We start from the raw sequence: 20316 nt of genomic DNA, 5'->3' as shown, positions 1-20316 counted from the left end.
ATATTTATTGCACAATTAAATTTTAACCATGAAAAATGTACTGCTTGCTCTTTTTTTTTCTTTCAGCAGGAACTGAGGCTCAGGCTCAAATTCAAAATAAAGAGATTGAAAAAGTTGAGATAAAACTTAATAGAAGGAAAGCTAAAAAAATCGGCAGTAAAAAGCTTTCAGGGAAACACTTAAAAAATAAAATAGGCTATCATCAAAAAAAAGCTGATCCTTATAAAATAGAACAGAAAAAAAGCAATGATAAAAATGAGTCTATCGTCATTTATGAAAGAAGCTATTCTGTAAAATACGGGGTGTATTTATTTATGAATACAGACAAGAATGATTTTTCAGAAACTTTGGCATTAAGAGGCTTATGAAATAAATTAAAGTAACAGTATACAATTACTTATTCTACCTGATCAATGAAACTAGAAACTCCAAGATTGATTTTAAACGGCATCAATGAAAATCAAACAGAAGATATTTTAAAAATCCGAAGCAATCCGGAGGTGAATAAATTTGTGAAAAGGGTTTCACCAAAGACAAATTATGATGCCCTTCAGTTTATTTTAACGATTAAGGAAAGAATTCAAAATAAGCAAACTGTGTATTGGGGAATTTCTTTAAAAGATCAGCCGAATCTGATCGGAACAATCTGTCTCTGGAATTTTTCCGAAGACCGGAAAACAGCAGAAGTTGGTTATGAATTGTTACCGGAATATCACAGACAGGGAATCATGTCTGAAGCATTGAAAGCAGTTTTAGATGTTGGATTTAACGATTTGCATTTACAGGAAATTGTAGCGATTACCAATAAAATCAATGAAAACTCAAAAGGACTTCTTGTAAAACATAAATTTATTTTGCTGGAAGGAAAGAAAGATGAAGGTTTTCCGGATAACATTATTTTTAGTTTAAAAAGACCAGCCGGTAATGGGTAGTATACAATTTAACAGGTTTTTTCTATCTTTATCACCGATTGAAATTATATATGAAAAATGAAATAAAATCTTTAACGGGGCTTAGAGGGGTTGTTGCATTATGGGTAGCTTTTTTTCATTTTAGTTTTTTCAGGAATGAATTTATTCAGGATATAGTAGGGAAGGGGTATGTGGCAGTAGATATCTTTTTTGTATTGAGTGCTTTTTTATTGACTGTTTCTTATTCTGGAAAATTTAAAGAACTTAATTATAAAACAGTAGAAGTTTTTTATAAAAAAAGAATCAATAGAATTTACCCTGTATACATTATATCAGTCATTTTTATTGCATTGTTTTTAATGAAGACTTCTATAACAGGATTTCTGATCAATGCCACCTTATTACAGTGCTTTTTTAATCCTGATTATCTTCTGAATGTGGTCTATTGGTCGCTCAGTACAGAATGGGTTTGCTATTTGATTTTTCCATTTATACTATGGTTTGTTTTACATTATAAAATTCGCAGCGAAGTTTTAATTATTGCGAGTTTGGTCTTGAGGTTTGTACTTCCTTATTTCCCCGGCCATTTGTATATAGGTTCCGACCATCCTATGGAAGTAGGGGAATCACCAAGATATCTTGATCTTCCTTATGGTCTTGTTTCCCTTCTGAGAACGGTATCTTCCTATTTTCTTGGAATTGGGGTTGCCCTTTTGCCATCATTTAAAATGAAAAAAGAAGACCTCATTATTTATTTCATTCTTATATTGTTCGTATCCATGTTGTTTGTGGAAAAAGGACTGTTATTTATTCCTTTATTGTCGGCATTTATGATAAAATATCTGTATGAAGGAAAACAAAATTATTTAAAAACATTTTTAGAAACCAAGGCAGTATATTTCCTGGGAAATATTTCCTATTCGCTATATATTATCCATTATATTGTGAAGAAGCAGGATTTCGTTCTTGTACATTCTTATCATCTTAATAATCTCTTATTGATATCTTTTTCATTATTGCTGTCCTATATTTCTTATATGCTGATCGAAAGAAAAGTGAAGATATTTAAAGTATAATGCAGGCTCTTATTTTAATATTATTATTTTTGCAGTATGACGTGGACCGAAGTTTTAGCCCCAATAAAGAGTACAGAATACTTTACAACCCTTTGGGAAAAAGTAAAGAATGAATATGCAACAACTAAAGTTTTTCCGCCGAAAAATCAGATTTTCAGAGCGCTGGAGCTGACGGCTTTTGATGATGTCGAGGTGGTTATTATTGGTCAGGATCCTTACCATAATGATTTTCAGGCAAACGGTTTATGTTTTTCTGTTTCTGAGCAGGTGGCAGCACCGCCATCCCTTAAAAATATTTTTATTGAGTTAAAAGATGATCTGGGAATTGTAAGAACTTCCAAAGAATTGGATGACTGGGGAAGACAGGGTGTTTTGCTGCTGAATGCAACGTTAACGGTTCGCGCTCATTCACCCAATTCCCATAAAGATCTGGGTTGGGAAAAGTTCACCAATTTTATTATTAAAGAAATTTCAGATAAAAAGGAAAATGTAGTGTTTGTTTTGTGGGGCGCTTTTGCACAAAAAAAAGCCGAACTCATAGATCCGGCTAAGCATTTTATTCTGAAATCGGCACACCCTTCTCCCTTTTCTGTATACAGAGGTTTTTTCGGAAGCAAGCCTTTCTCAAAAATTAATGAATATCTTATTTCTAAAGGCAAGAAGCCTATTTCTTGGTAGAATCTGTTGATTGATCTGCCTTTTTTATCGTAATTCCGATTTTATATTTTCCGGATAATGCTTTTGTTCCGTCCTGTTGCTTAGGATAAGGAGCCACATCCTGTAAGGTAATGGTATAGCCATTGAATTCTGCCGACTGGCGGTAATTTCTTCCCGGATAATCTATACTCGCGAGGTTCAGAATCATGGGACGTGTAGAGGTTCCCATTACTTCCACCTGAGCAAGAGCGGCTCCGGCCCAGATACAATTGACTCCCTCCGGGCAACGGCTGTCTTCGGAAACCCCTTTGAACGTCACATTCATCTGATAGTCTCTTAAAAACTTATTTTCTCCTTCATTCAGATATATAATACCATTCTGATTATTTGCGCTTGTCGTTTTTGTACCTGCAGGCATTTCGGTAGTTTTTGTGCTGATCTTAGATTTCTTTTGGGCATCGCATCCTGTTAATGCGAAAATTCCCAGACTGAGTATGATAACTTTATGGAACATAGTTTCTTATATTTTAATTAAATAACGTTAAACATATTAAGAAGTACTACCAAAAACATTGCCACTCCTACCACAAAACTGAAACCTGTTCCGTAAATAAATCCAATTAGTGCTCCTTTGGTAGATTGTAAGGCTTTATTCATATCCTTACTGTCATGAAGTAATTCACCAATAAATACTCCTGCAAACATTCCGATCAGGAAACCCAGGGGAATCGGAATAAATATACCAACAATTGTTCCTACTACAGACCCAATGCTTCCCCAGCGCGTACCACCATATTTTCTGTTGGTTTTTGCAGGAATGACATAGCTTAATACTACAGATGCCGCTGTAAGAATTCCAAATGCCCAGATATAGATCATGGGAAGGTCTGCATCCGTCCCGAATTTATAGATCAGAAGCCCACAAATGCTCAGCAAAAGCCCGGGCAAAACAGGAAGAAAAGTTCCCAATATCCCTACAAACAGAAGAATAAGGCAGAAAATATTAATAATTGTTGTATCCATTCTTTAAAATATACATGCAATATAAAAAAAGTGGCCTTATAAAAGACCACTTGAGAACTGAGTTATAAAATTTTATTACAAATTTAAGATTACATATTCCAGAATCGGTCCTGTTTTACCGATATTTCCGCTTGCATGATTATGGAATGTGGTATAGTAAATATTTCCACTGCTGGAATTTCCTGTACATGGTCCCATCGTATCTCCATGTGCCTGATGAGCATTCCATGCATTCTGATTGATGGTAATGGTAATATTGTTTCCGCTTGCAGTGTGATGGCAGATCGTGATGTGATTATTGTTTAAAGAAGTTCCTACAGGAGTTTGCGGAGCAGAAGGGTTTGTATAATGTCCTGTTCTTATCATCAGTGGCTCGTTATCTTTCTGTACCAGAACATCCCAGAATGCAGGATCGTAATTCTGAATTTTTTCCCACGCACCCATATCATATTGAATATCCAATGTATTAAATCCTAAGGCAGTGGCCAAAGCAGCGTTTGAAACACTACAGCCCAAATAATTGGTGGCTGTACCAATATCTTTCAGGCAAAGAAGGTTATCATTGATGAAACCGCCGGGTGCATTACAGTTTTCAGTATTTGTGTTTCCTCCTACCAGATAAGCCGAAGCCCAATCTGAGCTGTAAAGACTTCCGCCATTGCTTACAAAAGTAGACAGGTTGGAGTATACATTGGCATCGTTGCTGGGAGTGGACGTTCCTGTTTGGGCATACGTACGGGATCCGCAGTTCAGGAAGATAATATCATACTGGGAAATAGTATTGATGTTTTTTAAATCCTGATAAGTGATTTCAGTAGCTGTATACCCAAGAGAACTTATGATCGCTTCAATTTCATCATAACTTCCTTTTATATAAGCCATTTTTGCAATTTGGTCCAATTTTGAATCCGTTGCCGCTACAGTAACTGTCTCATTCTTTTTAATAGTAACCGGAATCTCGGATCTGAAATTTTTACCGTCACCAGTTTGAATGTGAAGTGTTGTATTTCCCTCAGGAGCTGTTAAACTGAAGCTTCCATCAGCACCGGAATAAGTGTGGTAAATATTGCTCTGGCCATCGGTAGTGAATACAAGTGCGCCTCCAATGGGTTTGGTGCCGTTTTTCGCAAATACTTTTCCTTCCACTTTTCCTGTGGAAACTACTTTGGTAGGATTTTCTTCGGGAGTAACAGAGTCGTCTCCTTTACAGTTAGCTAGGAGCAGAAGGCTGCATAGCATGATCAACAAGTAATTTTGTTTCATATTTAATTGATTTTGATTAGTTTAGTTTTAATCAAATTTAATAATTTTTTAATATTAAAACGTTAAAACTGTAATTATTTTTAATATTATTTACTTTATATTGATATTTGTAGTTGAATTTTCATTTATAATCAAGCGTTGTAAGGGATTTGATATTTTTTATTTTTACTCAGAAAATATTTTTATCAAATATCTTCTGGTGAATAACTTTTGGGATGAAAATTGATTATGAATAGTAAAATGATGATTCTTAATTTCATAAATTTGCTGTAATGAATGACCAGTTACAAGAAACTAAAAACTTTATACAGGAGCTGAGCGAACAGCTTTACATTTATATTACCCAGATATCACCTTCCGGGCTGGACTGGGTTTTCCATATTATTGTAAAACTGGGCTTACTTCTTGTCCTGTTTTTAATAACTGATTTTATTTTTAAGTTCATCATCAATTCTGTCTTCAGGTTATTTCATAATGAACAGAAATTTCCCATTTTAAAATCTATTTATCAGGCCAAAATCACCAACTCTGTAGCTCATTTTGCTGCTTTGATTGCTGTTGCTGGGATCCAGGGATCCATATTTCCGGAAAATGCACTGCCCAAAACAACCATTTTTATTATACGATGTATTAACCTGGGATTGGTGTTAATGTTAGCAGGAATGCTCTACAGGTCACTGACGGCCTTCAGGAACTACTTCAGTATCAAACAGGATTTCTACAAGATTATGGCACTTAATGCCATTTCAGAAACGGTAAAGATCTTAGGACTTTTTATATTTACTGTAGTAGGTTTTTGTGTGATCTTTGGGATCAAAGGAACTACTATCGTAGGAAGTCTTGGAGCGATTACAGCGGTGCTGGTGCTGGTTTTCAGAGATACAATATTAGGATTTGTAACAGGGCTTCATGTTGCGACTTCCAAAAACCTGAAAGTAGGAGACTGGGTAAGCATTCCGAAGTATACTATTGAAGGGAATATTACGGAAATAAACCTTTTAACAACTAAGATCACCAATTTTGATAAAACAGTTTCCACTATCCCTACTTATGATCTGATGACCACTGAGATCAAGAATATGCAGGTGATGTCTGAATCCAATACAAGAAGAATAAAAAAATCAATCTATTTTAACATCAATTCTTTTAAGTTTCTGACTGATGAGGATGTTGAGCGGTTAAAGGAGATTAACCTGATTTCGGATTACCTGGAAGAAAGAACCTCAGAGATCAAAAAAGAAAAGGAGAGCCTGGAGCATAAAGATAAAATTGTGAATGGAAGACAGCTTACCAATATCGGTGTTTTCAGATATTATGCACAGAAATATATTGAAAATGATCCGGATGTAGACAAAAACGGAACCCGTATGGTGCGTCAGCTAGAGATTACGCCACAAGGGTTGCCTCTTGAAATATATTGTTTTGCCAGTGATTCTCAATGGGAACGTTTTGAACAGATTCAGGCAGATATTTTCGATCACTTATTAGTCGCTTCAAAAGAATTTGAGCTTCAGGTGATGCAGGTAAGTGTAAAAGTGTAGAAGCGCTGGAAGTTCCGGCCTCATTTTAAACAAATTTTAATTAAACTTTTAAATGATAATGAATTTAGAAAAACAAATAGGAGTACAATGTATGGGTTTCTTCCCGCTTCAGGCTTCTAACTTCTAACTTCTCATATCTAACATCTAAAATAAAAAATGACAAAACTAAGCGTAAACATTAATAAAATTGCGACGTTAAGAAATGCAAGAGGAGGTGAAACCCCAAGTGTTACAGAAGCTGCTGTAAAAATTCAGGAATTCGGAGGACAGGGAATTACCATCCACCCAAGACCTGATGAAAGGCACATCACAAGAAAAGATGTCTATGATCTGAAGCCGTTGGTTACGACTGAGTTTAATATTGAAGGAAATCCTCATCAGAGCTTTATCGATATGGTATTGGAAGTGAAGCCGGAGCAGGTTACTTTAGTGCCGGATGCTGATGATGCTATTACCTCCAATGCAGGTTGGGATACCAAAAAGCATTTCGACTTCCTTACAGAGATTATCGCAGAATTTAAAAAAGCAGGTATCCGTACTTCTGTTTTCCTTGATCCTTTGCCGGAGCTTGTAGAATATGCAGCAAAAACAGGCGCAGACAGAATAGAACTGTATACCGAAGCTTACGCAAAAAATTATCTTACGAATAAAGAACAGGCTATAAAGCCTTATTATGATACAGCAGTTGAGGCTACCAATTTCGGATTGGGAATCAATGCAGGTCATGATCTAAGCTTGGAAAACCTGAAATACTTTGCCGACACCATTCCGAACCTGCTGGAAGTATCTATCGGGCATGCTTTGGTTTCAGAAGCACTTTATATGGGATTGGAAAATACAGTTCAGGCTTATTTAAAGAGACTGGCAAAATGGTAATAAATAAGATGTTAGAAGCTAGATACTAGAAGTTGGTAAAACTTTGTTTCTGATCTTTTTTGTTATCTAACTTCTAATTTCTCACATTTAACTTCTATAAAAATGGAAATTTTAAATTCAAAAATATTCGGCGAAAATTCAACAAATACGCCGCTTCTTGTATTTCACGGATTATTTGGAATGCTTGACAACTGGGGAAGTTTCGGAAAAGATCTGGGAGAATATCTTCCCGTACACCTGATTGACCTTAGAAATCACGGAAGAAGCTTTCATTCAGAAAGTATGTCTCATGATGATCTGGCGGATGATATTGCACGCTATATGGATCATTATGGAATTCAGAAAGCTCATGTTTTAGGGCATTCTTTAGGAGGAAAAGCAGTAATGCAGTTTGCTGTAAAATATCCTGAACGTGTTGAAAAACTGATTGTTGTAGATATTTCACCTAAAGCATATCCGCCTCATCATCAGGGAATTATCAAAGCTCTGGAAACTGTGGATTTCGATACCGTAGGTTCAAGAAATGATGTAGAAGCAGTTCTGAACCAGTATATTCCTGAAAAATCTACCATACAATTCTTAACGAAAAACCTGTATTGGGACGAAAATAAAAAACTAGGCTGGAGATTCAATCTTAAAACATTATCTGAAAAATATACTGAATTTGTATCCAATGCTGTAAAATTCGGTGTTTTTGGAGGTGATACATTATTTATAGCAGGAGCAAAATCCAACTACATCCTGCCGCAGGATGAATTCGGAATCAAACAGCAATTTCCTAAAGCTACAATAGTTACGGTTAAAAATGCCGGACACTGGGTGCAGGCTGAAAACCCGGTTGATTTTGCAAATGTCGTTAAGGAATTTCTTGGATTAAATTAATTTTATACTTTGATTTTCAGTATTATGTTAAAATTTTATTAAAAACTAATATTATTTCTCCATGATTTGAATTTTTTGTACTTTGGATTTCCAAAACAATAAAAATATTAACTTATGGAAAACAAAAATTCAAAAAAGAAGCCATTTTTCGCGTCATTCTTAGAAAAACAGGTTAAAGACCCTGAAACAGTAAAAGGAGGAGGGATTACTTCTGTACTGGTAGACCAGATTACTACATCTCTCCAGGATCAGATCACTACTCCTCTTAAGGATAATGTTACTAAGCCTGATAATGATAATGTAACCATGAAATATCCTTCTGACGGAGATGAGGATGTTTTAGATGTGTAAGAATATACATACAGCTTAAGCTTAATTATATATCAAACCAAAACTAAACATTATGAAAAACCAAAATTCAAAGAAGAAGCCCTTTTTCGCCTCATTCTTGGAAAAACAAGTTAAGGATCCTGAAACGGTAAAAGGAGGAACTGATATGTCAATTCCTGAAAGAGATGTTATTACAAAGCCGGCAATTGACGTTGTAACGTCTCCGAAAGATGATATGATGCACACGCTGAAATATCCGTCTGACGGTGATGATGATGTAATCACTATTCCACTATAAAATCAGTAGAATAGGAATAAAAATAGTAGGGGAAACTTAAACATTAAGTTTCCCTTTTTAATAAAAACCGGCAAATGATTCTCTGCATTACCCATTCACAGGATTTTTATAATATCGATATCTTTTTCGAATACCTGACCTCCAAAAATATCCGTTATTTCAGACTGAATTCTGACCGCCTGAATCATCTTCAGAAAATCAGCATTCATGAAAACTCATTTGAATTGACCGATGAGTTTGGAAATACCATTCATTCTGATGCTATTAAAGGAGTATGGCACAGAAAAGCCTGGAGAATCAGTGCTCCTGAAGAATTGGATCAGGACTATGAAAGAATTTTCCTGAACGAATACGGTAGCCTGCGTTACAATCTGATAACAACCCTGGAGAATATTCCCTGGATTAACCCTTATGAAAATGAAAAAAAGGTTGATGGAAATAAGATTTTTCAGTTAAAAGTAGCAGAAAGAAATCACTTAACTATTCCCAAAACCATTTTTTCCAATGATGAAGAAAAAATAACAATATTTTTCCATCAATACTGCCAGGGAAAAGCAATTGCTAAGCTTCATGGCGTAACGGCAAAAACCATGTCAGGAGAAAATATGATTTCCACTACGGTTATTGAAGAAGAATCTCTGGAACACCTTTCAGATATCGCCTACTGTCCGATGATTTTTCAGCCTTATATTGAAAAAGAATACGAATTGAGAATCGTCTATGTTGATGGTGATTTCTTTACAGGAAAGATCAACAACAGTGAAAATGCAGACTGGAGAATAGCACATGAAGGCTATTTCTGGTCAGCGTATGAACTTCCGGAGTCTGTAAAAGCCAATCTTACTTCCATGATGCATGAAATGGGACTTTATATAGGAGCTATTGATATGATCAAAGGAAGAGACGGCCAATACTATTTCCTTGAAGTCAATCCACAGGGAGAGTGGGGAATGCTGCAAAAAGAACTGGGATTTCCCATTGCAGAAAGAATTGCCGATAATCTTATCAACAGAATCAATTTCCATGAATAAAATTTTAATTATAACCCATACCGCAGATAATTTTTCTATTGAAAAAGTAACAGAATACATTGAGAAAAATAACTGTGAAGTCATTCGTTTTGATGTTGACGTTTACCCTTTACAAAACAAACTGTCTACCATTTTTCAGGATGGAGAATGGATAAGTTTTCTTGAAACTCCGGATGCAAAACATCGTTTGGATGATATTTCTGCCATCTGGTACAGAAGGGCTTACAATATAGGAACAGGCCTGAAAGAAGAAATGGACTCTAAGTTTTACGGAGCGGCAATGGGTGAAATCAGAAACACACTTTTCGGTTTCTTTGAATCTGTGGATGCTTATTCTTTAGGTAAGCCAAGTGTTTACAGAAGACTTGACAGTAAAGAAGAACAATTGAAAATTGCAGATAAATTAGGGCTGACCATTCCGGCCACATGTCTTACCAACAATCCTGATGAAGCCAGAAAATTTATTCTGAAACATCATAATGTTGTAGCCAAAATGCAAACCGGTTTTGCTATTTATGAGGATGGTATCGAAAATGTAGTATTTACCAACGTTGTCAGCGAAGATAAATTGGAAGAGCTTGATACCTTGTTATACTGCCCTATGCAGTTCCAGCAGATGATTCAAAAGAAAAAAGAACTTCGTATTACCATTGTGGGAAGAGAGGTGTATGCATTTGAAATAGACTCCCAGCAATCTGAAGATGCTAAAGTAGACTGGAGAAAAGACGGGATCAATCTTATTGATAAATGGAACAGAACTGAACTTCCGGCAGATGTAGAAGCAAAACTGCTTGAACTTCTCGATATCTATAATGTAGACTATGGAGCAATCGATATGATTGTTTCCCCTGAAGATGAATACTACTTCATCGAGATCAATGCAGCAGGAGAATTCTTCTGGCTGGATAATCTTACAGAAGGAAACCTTATTTCCAAGAGCATTGCAGACGTTCTTTGCGATAAAGCTCCAAGAAGAAATAATGAGGTAATGGCTTAAGAACAAAGCATTTTTAATCATAAAAGTCCTGAAAGTTGTACATTCTTTCAGGACTTTTAAATATAGTGACGTTTTGTGATTAAAATTTTTCCGGTTTGTTGATTTGTGTGTGATAATATTGGTTAAATAAAGTTGAATTATGCTTTAAAAATCGCAAATTTGCAAAAAGCAGTTTTTCTGAGGAATTTTTGCCGGATCCGGAAGAATTGCCGGATAGAAAATATTGTTATATTTTAGTCAGCAATCAAGAAAATAATTAATGATTTTTGTAACGGGTGCCACCGGGATTCTGGGAAGGATAATTGTACTTGAACTTCTTAAAAGAGGTAAAAATGTACGTGCTTCCAAAAGACCGGGCAGCAATTTAAACGAAGTAAAGCATTCATACAGCTTTTATACGGAAAATCCAGACGATTTTTTCAACAGGGTCGAATGGGTAAACGTAGATTTTGATGATCTCAATTCCCTGACAACAGCATTGCAAGGTGTGGATGAGGTGTATCATTGTGCTGCAAAAGTGAGCTTTCATCCGAAAGATGAAAAAGAAATGTACCGTACAAACATCAAAGGTACAGAAAACCTATTGTTTGCCTGTGAAGGATCAGACGTTAAAAAATTTCTTCATGTGAGTTCCGTTGCCGTTCTTGATAATTTCAATGAAAAAGGAGAACTGGACGAAGATTCTGACTTCAATCCTAAACTGGAACACTCTGCTTATGCTATTTCAAAACATTTATCTGAAATGGAAGCATGGCGAGCTTCTGCAGAAGGTTTGAATGTAGTGATTATCAATCCGGGAATGATCGTAGGAAGCGGAAACTGGAATCAAAGCAGTGGGGAACTTTTCTCAACCTTTGAAGACAATAGCTTTACTTTTTCAGGAGGTTCTGCTTACGTTGATGTAAGAGATGTAGCCAATACTGCAATCGGGCTGATGGAAAATAATTTTTTCGGAGAACGTTTCATCATTGTTGCTGAAAATAACAGATATGCCGACCTGGCAAAACAGGTAAGAACCCGCCTGGGACTTAAAGATGCGAGAATTCTTTCACAATCGGTATTAAATATCGGAAGAATAGCCAATATCCTTTTCGGATGGTTGATTCCCAAACTGAAAATGGTCACCAAATCAAATATTGAAGCCATTTCTTCGTTCAATACCATTTCCAATCACAAAGTCAAAGAAAAACTGAACTATCAGTTTATTCCTGTAAAAGAAAGTATAGACTTTCACCTGAATAATTATATTAACGACAAAAAGCTGAAGAAATGAATCTTGCAGAGGCAATTATCCTTAAAAATGTAGAAAAACATCCTATAAAAGCGGCCATCGGATTTAAAAAGAAAGATACAGCCTGGAAGGAGCTGAGCTGGAAAAAATTCAGTGAGGTTATTTTTAAAACGGCCAATGCCTTAAAGGAAGCTGGAGTTCAGGAAAATGACAGAGTCGCTATTTATTCGGATAACTCATCAGAATGGATGATCGTTGACCTTGCTTCAATGGCCATCGGTGCTGTTACGGTACCTATTTATTCAACCAATAATGCCGAGCAGGCAGAACATATTATAAACGATTCCGGAGCTAAAGCTGTTTTAGTAGGAAACCAGATGCAGTATGATGCCTGTCTTGAGTTTTTACATAAAGAAGAAAATAATCTTGAAACCATTATTGTTTCTAAAAAAGCAGTGTGGATCAAGAAAGAATTCAATAGTTTTTATCTTGAAGATTTTATCGCAAAAGCCTCACCAAAGCTGGAGATCTGTAAGAAAGAAAACGATGATACTGCTACATTAATCTATACTTCCGGAACTACCGGAATCCCGAAAGGTGTAATGCTTACTCATGGGAATTTTATTAAAGCATTTGATTCCCACTTTGAATTTTTTAAATTTAAAAACTTTGAAGAAGAGCTTTCATTGGCATTCTTACCACTGAGCCATGTTTTTGAAAGAAGCTGGAGTTTATTGTGTCTGTATGGCGGTGCCCGTGTTTATTTCCTGGAAGATCCTAAAAATGTAGCCAAAGCACTGGAAGAAGTAAAACCTACTGCCATGTGTGCGGTACCAAGATTTTTCCAGAAAGTATATGCCGGAGTTTTGGAAAAGGCAGAAGAAGGTTCGTCACTGAAGAAAAAAATCTTTGACTGGGCGCTTAAAACCGGATGGGAAACCGCTGAATTGAGAAGAAATGAAAAACCGGTTCCTTTTGGGTTAAAATTCAAAGAATCTGTTGCTGATATGCTGGTTTTCAGTAAAATTAAAAACAAAATGGGGGGAAGACTATGGTTCTTGCCTTGCGGAGGCGCTTCATTGTCACCGGAAGTTACCCGTTTCTTTGAATCAGTAGGAATTCACGTGACAGTTGGTTATGGATTGACAGAAACTACTGCAACTCTGACACTTTTCCCTTTAACACATTTTGAACATGGTACCAGTGGAAAGCCTTTACCGGGAGTAGAAATGCGTATCGGGGAAAACGATGAAATCCACGCGAGAGGAAACGGAATCATGAAAGGCTATTACAATAAACCAGAAGAAACCCGGAAAGTATTCACTGAAGATGGATGGTTCAAAACCGGTGATGCAGGAAAGTTCGATGATAAAGGAAACCTTATTATCACAGACAGAATCAAAGATCTGATGAAAACGTCCAATGGAAAATACATTGCTCCGCAGCAGATCGAAAATCTTCTCACCAACAATAATTTTATCCAACAGATTATGCTGATTGCGGAAGGAAGACAGTTTGTTTCAGCGTTGATTGTTCCTAATTTTGAATTTTTACAGGATTATATAAAGAAGAATAATATTCCTTTTACCAATTGGGAAGACGCTGTAAAAAATGAAAAGATCATCAACCTTTATAAAGAGAAAATAAAAGAATTGCAGAATCATCTGGCAGACTATGAAAAAGTGAAGAAATTTACTTTGATGCCGGCAGAATTTGATATCAATACAGGAGAAATTACTCCTACATTGAAAGTCAAAAGAAATGTAGTGATCAAAAAATACGCGGATATTATAGAGAAAATGTACTAAGCTGTACACTTAAATTAGACTATGACGACACAAGATTTTATAGGAAAAGAAAATTTTACCATTCATACACAAACGGTTTCAGAAAGCTGTCCGTCTAATATTGCCCTGATTAAATACTGGGGAAAATATGCGGATCAGATTCCTGCCAATCCGAGTATCAGTTATACTTTAAACCATTGTAAAACCAATACCTCAATGGAATTCATCGTGGACGAAGCTTTTTCGGTACAGACCTTTCTGGCTGGAAATGAAGAAGTGAAGTTTGCCGAAAAAATAGAGAAATATTTCAAAAATATAGAACAGTATCTTCCCTGGATCTTAAAAGGAAAATATGTTATCAGAACAGAAAATACATTTCCCCACAGTTCAGGAATTGCAAGCTCTGCTTCAGGATTTGGAGCCATTGCAAAATGTCTGATGGCATTGGATGCTTCATTTACAGGAAGAAATTCTGAAGAAGAATCTTTAAGAAAAGCGTCATTTTTGGCAAGATTAGGAAGTGGCAGTGCGTGCCGAAGCTTATACAACGGACTTGTGGTGTGGGGGAAAACTGATGAGGTGGAAGAAAGTTCAGATTTGTTTGGGGTACAGTATCCGGATGATGAAATTCATGAAGTATTCAAAAACTTTAATGATTGGGTACTGTTAATTCATGAGGGCCAGAAAAGTGTTTCCTCAACGGTAGGACACGGGCTGATGAATACCAATCCTTACGCAGAAAGAAGATTCCAGGAGGCAAGAGAGAATTTTGTTCCGATGAAAGAGATTCTGAAAAACGGAGATATGGAACGTTTCATCAAGTTGGTAGAACATGAAGCACTTACATTACATGCGATGATGATGATGAGTGATCCAGCTTTTATCCTGATGAAAACAGGAACACTGGAAGTTATCAATAAGATCTGGGATTTCAGAAGAGAAACACGGCTTCCTTTATTCTTTACCTTGGATGCTGGAGCGAATGTTCATCTTTTGTTTCCAAATAATGGTTCCGAAGAGCAGATTAAAGCCTTCATTGAAGCTGAATTATTACAGCACACCCAGAAGAATGGAGTAGTGAAGGATGTAATGAAATTTTAAATAAATAATATTCAATAGGAGTGGGCTTTAGCCCACTTTTTTTTATAAATCTTCAGTAACGACAGTTTCCCGGTCGCCATCTTCTTTTTTTCCTTCCTCTATCATAATTTCAGCCTCTGCTTTCTCTTCGGAAGTCGCTGTTTCAATCAATTCTTCCTGTTCATCATTGTGATGGTCTATAAAAAACTCACAGTATACCGGAAGGTGGTCTGAACCAAAATTTTCCAATGTCTTCAGCTGTTTAATAAAAATATCCTCACTGTGAAACATCAGATCGATAGGAAACCTTAAAAGACGGTATTTTGCATGGAAGGTAGAAACGAAGGAATGGCCTATTCTCGGATCTATAAGATGACTTGTTTTTCTGAAAAGTACGGATGATCTTGACCATGCAACATTATTGAAGTCTCCCACTACAATCACAGGCTTTTTGATGTCTTTTACACATTTGGCTGTGCTCAGAAGGTCTCCATCTCTTTCCTTTGATGTTTCCTCTTCTGTAGGACTTGGCGGCGGAGGATGAACCCCGAAGAAAACAAAAGAAAAACCATCAGCTGTTTTCATATGTACCTCAATACTGGGGATATCATCAGCAACGAAATAATGGGTCTTTGCTTCTTTGATTTCAATCCTGGAATAGAAATGCATGCCGTAAGTGTTTTCAAGAGTCACTTTATGCTGGTAGCAATATTCTTTTTCCACAGATCTCATTGCCTTTTCCCAGTCACCATTGCTTTCCATAGTCATGAAAAAATCGGGGTTATATTTTTTAATAAGCCCGGTGAATTTTTCATATTCTTTATTGAACTGATAAACATTAGCAGAAATAAAATGCAGTTTATCAGAAGACTTGTGACGTTGTCTGTGTTTTTTTACAGGATAAAAACGGGTGTATTTGATGAGGGTATGGCTGTGATGAACAAACAAAACCAGCAGAAGACCCTGATAATACCATAAATATTCTTTAGAATCAGTAAAAAGCCCTAATAGAAAGGTGAAAAAGATAAGGTAAGTGATCTGTATTTTAGCAAATTCCGGAACTCTGAATATCCAGTGAGAGTGCTGAATTTTTGGCAGTATGGTCATGACCAGAAGAAGAATGGCTAAAGTCAGATAGATAATCCACATATAAAAGCTCTGAAATAATTTTGACCACAATTTAAGGAAAATGAATTTTAAAAACTGCTAATCAATTTAAATTTTATTTTATCTATTTTTAATGATCTAAACCTATATCATGAATAAAACAATTATATTTCTTGTTCTGATCAGCATTTCATGCTTCGGCCAACAAAATAAAGATGTTGAAAAACCTATCCGTAACCTGTTCCTTGGCATGAAAAATGCAGATCCAGAATTGGTAAAATCAGCCTTTGCAGAGAATGCAGTTCTTCAAACGATCACAAAGGATGGTGTTGTAAAAAGTGACAGCATAGCGGATTTTGTTGCTTCGGTGTCAAAATTTACAAAAGGAGATCTGGATGAAAGGATTGTAGTAGAAGCCATTCATACGGATGGAAACCTGGCCAGTGTATTTACGCCTTATTCTTTTTACTTAAAAGGAAAATTATCTCATTGCGGGGCAAATAGCTTTCAGCTGGTGAAGCAGAACAATGAATGGAAAATCCAGTATATTATTGACACGAGAAGAAAAGATAACTGTAAAGAAATACAATAATAAAGTTCAATTGAAAATTAGTTTAAAATAAAAAATGAAGATCCATCATATTGCAATCATCTGTTCAGATTATGAAGTTTCAAAGAAATTTTATACAGAAATTTTAAATCTGAATATCATCCGGGAAGTGTACCGTGAAGAAAGACAGTCTTATAAACTTGATCTGGCAATAGGAGATCATTATGTGATTGAGCTGTTTTCTTTTCCCAATCCTCCGCAACGCCCGTCACGTCCTGAAGCATGTGGTTTAAGACATCTTGCCTTTTCTGTTGAAAATGTTTCAGAAAAACGGAATGAACTGATAGCAAAGGGACTGAACTGTGAAGAAATCCGCATAGATGAATTCACCGGAAAAGAATTTTTCTTTACCCAGGATCCCGATCAATTGCCGTTAGAATTTTATGAACTATAAAAATTAGTGGGCGTAGCCTGCAAAGAAGCTCACCGCCATAATCGCTAAAACAATAGAAGAAATGACTACATATACGTAGTCTTTTTCTTTTAAATACCCTATTAAAGCGAAAACAATTCTCATTAAAGGGGTGAAGATCAGCAGAAGAATTCCCAGTTGAATAATAGCCATTCCTTCTCCTTTACACAGGGAATTCCAGAAATGTCCCCATACTTTCTCTGAAGAAGTACCTACCACAAGGCTTGTATATTTTTCAGGCATTTTAAAACCTTCAAAAAATAATTTGATAAAACCAATCAGGGATGTTGCTACAGAAAGAATAACACCCAGTCTCAGAAGATTTCCTACGGAGCGGTTCAGATCTACATCTGTAAAATTCTTTTTCATTATCTGAAGCTTTTATTGATACCGTTATACATCATGTAAATTGACAGAATAGTAATCACAATGGCAAAAAATACCTTTAATTTTTTTGTCTTTGATACCATCAGCGTTTTTGAACCGATAAAACTTCCGATGACAACTCCTATCAGTACCGGAGCTACAATGACAGGAATGATTTCTCCTCTCTGGAAATAGATCAGTGCGCTGGCTACGGCCGTTACTCCGATCATGAAATTACTGGTCGTTGTAGATACCTTGAAAGGCAGTTTCATCATATTGTCCATTGCCAGTACCTTCAATGCACCAGAACCTATTCCTAATAGACCAGACATTGCACCGGCAAACATCATCATCAAAAATCCGGGAACTGTATTTCTTGCGGAATAGTTTTTCAATACTCCTTTATCAGGGAATGTTCCATACAATTTCAGTTTTTCTTCAAGGCTTCCTTTCACCAAAGGCTGCTGGTGATCAGGCTTCCCCTTAAGGTTTAAAATAACTGTTAAAAGAAGAATACTGGCGAAAATAATTCCGATTGTATTGGGATTAAGCATTCCCGAAACAAGGGCACCTGCAATAGCTCCTGCTGTGGTGGCAATTTCAAGAAACATTCCGATTCTCATATTGGTAAATCCTTCTTTGACGAAAGCTACAGCCGCGCCGGAAGAGGTACCAATCACAGAAATGAGTGAAGCACCGATAGCATAATGCATTGGAACGCCAAAACCCAGCGTTAATAAAGGAATGATAATAACTCCTCCTCCTAAACCCGTAAGTGAACCTAAAAGACCAGCGGAAATTGCGCCAAGGAAGAGTATGATGATTTCTGACATACTACAAATAATGTTACAAATATAAAATTATTGTAGTAGTCTGCCAAACATTTGAAAAAGATAAATTTAACGTATTTTTGCATGCATGAAAAATGTAATGAAATTATTTTATGTCATCCTTGGGGCAACTCCTAAAGGGAGAAATATTGAGCAGCACGATGTTTTCTTCGGAATAGCAGAGAGTCTTAAAGATTTGATTCCGGATATGAAAGAGTTTTGGAAGGAAGCAGAAGGTAAAATTCATCTGGATTGTTACCAGGAAGTTAGATTTGCTGATGGCTATGAAGTGGAAATAGTAGAAAAAGGAGAGAGGTCATCAGAAAATCAATTGTTTTTTCTCAATCTGGGAGGCTACAAGCCTGGTTTTTTTGAAGAATTTCATGAGCAGCACTTAATGGTGGGGCAGTCTATGGGGGAAATTGTAAAAAGGGCAAAAGCTACTGAGTTTTATCAGACAATGGGCTTTGAAGGAGCTGTAAGTCATATTGATGATAAGCATGGAGTAGATATTGACGATATCTTCAATGTAAATGATATTCTTCCTGCTTACATGAAAGAGAAATATGCTATCGTTCTTAAAAAATCTGATGCAGAAAATCAGGAGAACCCTATGGGGCTTGGATATTTAAAGATCGATAAAATTCAATAAAAAGTAAATCTAATAAAAATAAAAAATGAAAATAGGAATTCTGGGAGGCGGACAGCTGGGAAGAATGCTGATACAAAGTGCACTGAAGTATGATGATGAGTTTTATACACTGGATCCGGCTTCTGATGCGCCATGTCATAAGATATCATATTTTACACAGGGAAATTTTAATGACTATGATACGGTTCTTAACTTCGGAAAAGATAAAGACGTCGTAACCATTGAGATAGAACACGTAAATGCTGATGCATTGGCAGAACTTGAAAAGCAGGGAATAAGAGTTGTTCCTAATGCCAGTATCATCAAAACGATCCAGCAAAAGATCCTTCAGAAAGAATTTTATAAAACCCATGATATTCCAAGTCCTGAATTTCAGGTAGTATGGAACAATGATGAAAAGATCATCATGCCATTGCCATTTGTTCAGAAAATGAATACAGGTGGATATGACGGAAAAGGAGTACAGGTGATCAAAACGGAAGAAGATTATCAGCATTTATGGGCGGAAGCTTCCGTTATTGAAAGTCTGGTAGATATTGAAAAAGAGCTTTCCGTAATTGTGGCAAGAAATGAAAAAGGAGAAACCAATATTTTCCCGGTAACGGAAATGGTTGCTGATCCAAAGCTGAATCTTTTAGATTTCAATGTATGTCCGGTTCTTTTAACAGAAGATGTTCAGAATCAAATTGATTCCATAACAGAGAAATTTTTAAATGCAGTGAACTCTCCGGGATTATTTGCAATTGAACTATTCCTTGACAAAGAAGGAAAAATATGGGTGAATGAAACTGCACCAAGACTGCACAATTCAGGACATCAGAGCCAGGAAGGGAATACCAATTCTCAGTTTGAGCAGATGTACCGTGTCGTTAAAAACTTACCTTTAGCAGATACCGATGCAATTACTTACAGCGGAATGCTGAATCTGGTAGGAGCGGAAGGATATGCAGGAAAAGTAGTATACGAAGGAATGGAAGATGTTTTAAAGCTTCCTGAAACGTACATCCATTTATACGGAAAAACAGAAACCAAGCCGGGAAGAAAAATGGGGCATATCAACGTTCTTGCAGATTCCAGAGAAGAGCTGATGGAAAAGCTTGTACAGGTAAAAGGAATGGTAAGGGTAATTTCTGAATAAACCCATTTAATAAATATAAAAAGGGAGCTGTTTTAAAAAATAAAACAAGCTCCCTTTTGTTATGCGATTATTCAATAGGAACGGGCTTTAGCCCGTTTAAAAATAATTGTTAATTCAAATGGCTTTAGCCAAAACTTGATTTTAGGCTTCGGCTAAAGCCAAATGTATTCATGTCATTTATATTAGGCTAAAGCCCGATCCTATTGATAATTCAATTG

The 20316-nt window shown here is 36.2% G+C and carries 24 protein-coding genes; 18 read left to right on the top strand and 6 right to left on the bottom strand.

All coding sequences use genetic code 11. The features are described 5' to 3' along the window. Positions 1-44 precede the first annotated feature (44 nt). From FW781_RS06225 to FW781_RS06210, 4 genes are read left to right on the top strand one after another with little or no spacing between them, the layout of a single operon-like run. The gene (locus FW781_RS06225) at positions 45-368 is read left to right on the top strand and encodes a hypothetical protein (RefSeq protein ID WP_149386619.1); all 324 of its coding nucleotides are present in this window, start codon (positions 45-47) and stop codon (positions 366-368) included. A gap of 45 nt (positions 369-413) precedes the next feature. Next, entirely contained in the window at positions 414-932 is a 519-nt protein-coding gene (locus FW781_RS06220; protein WP_149386618.1) for a GNAT family N-acetyltransferase, read from the top strand. A 50-nt stretch (positions 933-982) separates the two neighbouring features. Then, positions 983-1987, top strand: a complete 1005-nt coding sequence (locus tag FW781_RS06215) for an acyltransferase family protein (protein ID WP_149386617.1) — start codon at positions 983-985, stop codon at positions 1985-1987. A 36-nt stretch (positions 1988-2023) separates the two neighbouring features. Then, the gene (locus FW781_RS06210) at positions 2024-2665 is read left to right on the top strand and encodes a uracil-DNA glycosylase (protein WP_149386616.1); all 642 of its coding nucleotides are present in this window, start codon (positions 2024-2026) and stop codon (positions 2663-2665) included. Here the strand turns inward: FW781_RS06210 and FW781_RS06205 are convergent. The 3 genes from FW781_RS06205 to FW781_RS06195 form a co-directional block, all read right to left on the bottom strand. Beyond that, on the bottom strand, positions 2652-3158 hold the full coding sequence (locus FW781_RS06205) for a hypothetical protein (RefSeq protein WP_149386615.1): 507 nt from the start codon (positions 3156-3158) through the stop codon (positions 2652-2654). The genes FW781_RS06210 and FW781_RS06205 overlap by 14 nt on opposite strands. Before the next feature lie 17 nt (positions 3159-3175). Continuing rightward, positions 3176-3667 (bottom strand): DUF456 domain-containing protein, encoded by a 492-nt coding sequence (locus tag FW781_RS06200; RefSeq protein WP_047387570.1) that lies wholly within the window; start codon positions 3665-3667, stop codon positions 3176-3178. 75 nt (positions 3668-3742) lie between these two features. Next, positions 3743-4930, bottom strand: a complete 1188-nt coding sequence (locus tag FW781_RS06195) for a carboxypeptidase-like regulatory domain-containing protein (protein WP_228720148.1) — start codon at positions 4928-4930, stop codon at positions 3743-3745. Positions 4931-5202: 272 nt separating this feature from the next. Between FW781_RS06195 and FW781_RS06190 the strand changes: the two genes are divergently transcribed. The 10 genes from FW781_RS06190 to FW781_RS06145 all read left to right on the top strand — a co-directional run bounded on the left by FW781_RS06190 (position 5203) and on the right by FW781_RS06145 (position 15004). Further along, positions 5203-6471, top strand: coding sequence for a mechanosensitive ion channel family protein (locus FW781_RS06190; RefSeq protein WP_149386614.1), 1269 nt, complete (start codon positions 5203-5205; stop codon positions 6469-6471). 156 nt (positions 6472-6627) lie between these two features. Beyond that, entirely contained in the window at positions 6628-7347 is a 720-nt protein-coding gene (locus FW781_RS06185; RefSeq protein WP_149386613.1) for a pyridoxine 5'-phosphate synthase, read from the top strand. A 102-nt stretch (positions 7348-7449) separates the two neighbouring features. Continuing rightward, positions 7450-8229 carry an alpha/beta fold hydrolase gene (locus FW781_RS06180; protein ID WP_149386612.1) on the top strand — a complete coding sequence of 260 codons (780 nt, stop codon included), beginning with the start codon at positions 7450-7452 and terminating at the stop codon, positions 8227-8229. A gap of 114 nt (positions 8230-8343) precedes the next feature. Continuing rightward, the gene (locus FW781_RS06175; protein WP_149386611.1) at positions 8344-8580 is read left to right on the top strand and encodes a microviridin/marinostatin family tricyclic proteinase inhibitor; all 237 of its coding nucleotides are present in this window, start codon (positions 8344-8346) and stop codon (positions 8578-8580) included. A 52-nt stretch (positions 8581-8632) separates the two neighbouring features. Beyond that, positions 8633-8857 carry a microviridin/marinostatin family tricyclic proteinase inhibitor gene (locus tag FW781_RS06170; protein ID WP_047387582.1) on the top strand — a complete coding sequence of 75 codons (225 nt, stop codon included), beginning with the start codon at positions 8633-8635 and terminating at the stop codon, positions 8855-8857. A 74-nt stretch (positions 8858-8931) separates the two neighbouring features. Continuing rightward, on the top strand, positions 8932-9888 hold the full coding sequence (locus tag FW781_RS06165; protein WP_149386610.1) for an MvdC family ATP-grasp ribosomal peptide maturase: 957 nt from the start codon (positions 8932-8934) through the stop codon (positions 9886-9888). After that, a complete protein-coding gene (locus FW781_RS06160) occupies positions 9881-10885 on the top strand; it encodes an MvdD family ATP-grasp ribosomal peptide maturase (protein WP_149386609.1) in 1005 nt (334 codons plus the stop codon). Before FW781_RS06165 ends, FW781_RS06160 begins: the two co-directional genes overlap by 8 nt. A gap of 259 nt (positions 10886-11144) precedes the next feature. Continuing rightward, positions 11145-12158, top strand: coding sequence for an NAD-dependent epimerase/dehydratase family protein (locus FW781_RS06155; protein ID WP_149386608.1), 1014 nt, complete (start codon positions 11145-11147; stop codon positions 12156-12158). After that, positions 12155-13924 (top strand): AMP-dependent synthetase/ligase, encoded by a 1770-nt coding sequence (locus tag FW781_RS06150; RefSeq protein ID WP_149386607.1) that lies wholly within the window; start codon positions 12155-12157, stop codon positions 13922-13924. Before FW781_RS06155 ends, FW781_RS06150 begins: the two co-directional genes overlap by 4 nt. Before the next feature lie 21 nt (positions 13925-13945). After that, positions 13946-15004 (top strand): diphosphomevalonate/mevalonate 3,5-bisphosphate decarboxylase family protein, encoded by a 1059-nt coding sequence (locus FW781_RS06145; RefSeq protein WP_149386606.1) that lies wholly within the window; start codon positions 13946-13948, stop codon positions 15002-15004. A 42-nt stretch (positions 15005-15046) separates the two neighbouring features. Here FW781_RS06145 and FW781_RS06140 read toward each other — a convergent pair whose 3' ends face one another. After that, positions 15047-16162 carry an endonuclease/exonuclease/phosphatase family protein gene (locus FW781_RS06140; protein ID WP_228720147.1) on the bottom strand — a complete coding sequence of 372 codons (1116 nt, stop codon included), beginning with the start codon at positions 16160-16162 and terminating at the stop codon, positions 15047-15049. A 79-nt stretch (positions 16163-16241) separates the two neighbouring features. On the opposite strand from FW781_RS06140, the gene FW781_RS06135 reads away from it, so the two are divergent. Both FW781_RS06135 and gloA2 read left to right on the top strand, forming a co-directional pair. Then, a complete protein-coding gene (locus tag FW781_RS06135; RefSeq protein ID WP_149386604.1) occupies positions 16242-16682 on the top strand; it encodes a nuclear transport factor 2 family protein in 441 nt (146 codons plus the stop codon). A gap of 34 nt (positions 16683-16716) precedes the next feature. After that, complete coding sequence (gene gloA2, locus FW781_RS06130) at positions 16717-17094, top strand: SMU1112c/YaeR family gloxylase I-like metalloprotein (RefSeq protein ID WP_149386603.1); 378 nt, start codon at positions 16717-16719, stop codon at positions 17092-17094. Positions 17095-17097: 3 nt separating this feature from the next. Here gloA2 and FW781_RS06125 read toward each other — a convergent pair whose 3' ends face one another. Next, the gene (locus tag FW781_RS06125; RefSeq protein WP_047378474.1) at positions 17098-17481 is read right to left on the bottom strand and encodes a DUF1634 domain-containing protein; all 384 of its coding nucleotides are present in this window, start codon (positions 17479-17481) and stop codon (positions 17098-17100) included. Next, positions 17481-18311: a sulfite exporter TauE/SafE family protein gene (locus FW781_RS06120; RefSeq protein WP_149386602.1), complete on the bottom strand. Its 831-nt coding sequence runs from the start codon at positions 18309-18311 to the stop codon at positions 17481-17483. Before FW781_RS06120 ends, FW781_RS06125 begins: the two co-directional genes overlap by 1 nt. Positions 18312-18408: 97 nt before the next feature. Here FW781_RS06120 and FW781_RS06115 point away from each other — a divergent pair, with 97 nt between their 5' ends. Both FW781_RS06115 and FW781_RS06110 read left to right on the top strand, forming a co-directional pair. Beyond that, positions 18409-18960, top strand: a complete 552-nt coding sequence (locus FW781_RS06115; RefSeq protein ID WP_149386601.1) for a DUF1543 domain-containing protein — start codon at positions 18409-18411, stop codon at positions 18958-18960. Positions 18961-18985: 25 nt separating this feature from the next. Next, the gene (locus FW781_RS06110) at positions 18986-20098 is read left to right on the top strand and encodes a 5-(carboxyamino)imidazole ribonucleotide synthase (RefSeq protein WP_149386600.1); all 1113 of its coding nucleotides are present in this window, start codon (positions 18986-18988) and stop codon (positions 20096-20098) included. The last annotated feature ends 218 nt before the right edge of the window (positions 20099-20316 follow it).

The sequence above is a fragment of the Chryseobacterium panacisoli genome (assembly GCF_008274625.1).
Lineage (GTDB): Bacteria > Bacteroidota > Bacteroidia > Flavobacteriales > Weeksellaceae > Chryseobacterium > Chryseobacterium panacisoli.
The sequence above is the reverse complement of the archived record's forward strand: the minus strand, read 5'-3'. Positions and strand labels throughout refer to the sequence as shown.

Coding starts and splice junctions, on each gene's coding strand:
- FW781_RS06180 (WP_149386612.1), top strand. CDS start 7,450: ATGGAAATTTTAAATTCAAAAATATTCGGCGAAAATTCAACAAATACG.
- FW781_RS06195 (WP_228720148.1), bottom strand. CDS start 4,930: ATGAAACAAAATTACTTGTTGATCATGCTATGCAGCCTTCTGCTCCTA.
- FW781_RS06110 (WP_149386600.1), top strand. CDS start 18,986: ATGAAAATAGGAATTCTGGGAGGCGGACAGCTGGGAAGAATGCTGATA.
- FW781_RS06125 (WP_047378474.1), bottom strand. CDS start 17,481: ATGAAAAAGAATTTTACAGATGTAGATCTGAACCGCTCCGTAGGAAAT.
- FW781_RS06115 (WP_149386601.1), top strand. CDS start 18,409: ATGAAATTATTTTATGTCATCCTTGGGGCAACTCCTAAAGGGAGAAAT.
- FW781_RS06160 (WP_149386609.1), top strand. CDS start 9,881: ATGAATAAAATTTTAATTATAACCCATACCGCAGATAATTTTTCTATT.
- FW781_RS06190 (WP_149386614.1), top strand. CDS start 5,203: ATGAATGACCAGTTACAAGAAACTAAAAACTTTATACAGGAGCTGAGC.
- FW781_RS06165 (WP_149386610.1), top strand. CDS start 8,932: ATGATTCTCTGCATTACCCATTCACAGGATTTTTATAATATCGATATC.
- FW781_RS06120 (WP_149386602.1), bottom strand. CDS start 18,311: ATGTCAGAAATCATCATACTCTTCCTTGGCGCAATTTCCGCTGGTCTT.
- FW781_RS06145 (WP_149386606.1), top strand. CDS start 13,946: ATGACGACACAAGATTTTATAGGAAAAGAAAATTTTACCATTCATACA.
- FW781_RS06215 (WP_149386617.1), top strand. CDS start 983: ATGAAAAATGAAATAAAATCTTTAACGGGGCTTAGAGGGGTTGTTGCA.
- FW781_RS06200 (WP_047387570.1), bottom strand. CDS start 3,667: ATGGATACAACAATTATTAATATTTTCTGCCTTATTCTTCTGTTTGTA.
- FW781_RS06135 (WP_149386604.1), top strand. CDS start 16,242: ATGAATAAAACAATTATATTTCTTGTTCTGATCAGCATTTCATGCTTC.
- FW781_RS06175 (WP_149386611.1), top strand. CDS start 8,344: ATGGAAAACAAAAATTCAAAAAAGAAGCCATTTTTCGCGTCATTCTTA.
- FW781_RS06155 (WP_149386608.1), top strand. CDS start 11,145: ATGATTTTTGTAACGGGTGCCACCGGGATTCTGGGAAGGATAATTGTA.
- FW781_RS06185 (WP_149386613.1), top strand. CDS start 6,628: ATGACAAAACTAAGCGTAAACATTAATAAAATTGCGACGTTAAGAAAT.
- FW781_RS06150 (WP_149386607.1), top strand. CDS start 12,155: ATGAATCTTGCAGAGGCAATTATCCTTAAAAATGTAGAAAAACATCCT.
- FW781_RS06205 (WP_149386615.1), bottom strand. CDS start 3,158: ATGTTCCATAAAGTTATCATACTCAGTCTGGGAATTTTCGCATTAACA.
- gloA2 (WP_149386603.1), top strand. CDS start 16,717: ATGAAGATCCATCATATTGCAATCATCTGTTCAGATTATGAAGTTTCA.
- FW781_RS06170 (WP_047387582.1), top strand. CDS start 8,633: ATGAAAAACCAAAATTCAAAGAAGAAGCCCTTTTTCGCCTCATTCTTG.
- FW781_RS06210 (WP_149386616.1), top strand. CDS start 2,024: ATGACGTGGACCGAAGTTTTAGCCCCAATAAAGAGTACAGAATACTTT.
- FW781_RS06220 (WP_149386618.1), top strand. CDS start 414: ATGAAACTAGAAACTCCAAGATTGATTTTAAACGGCATCAATGAAAAT.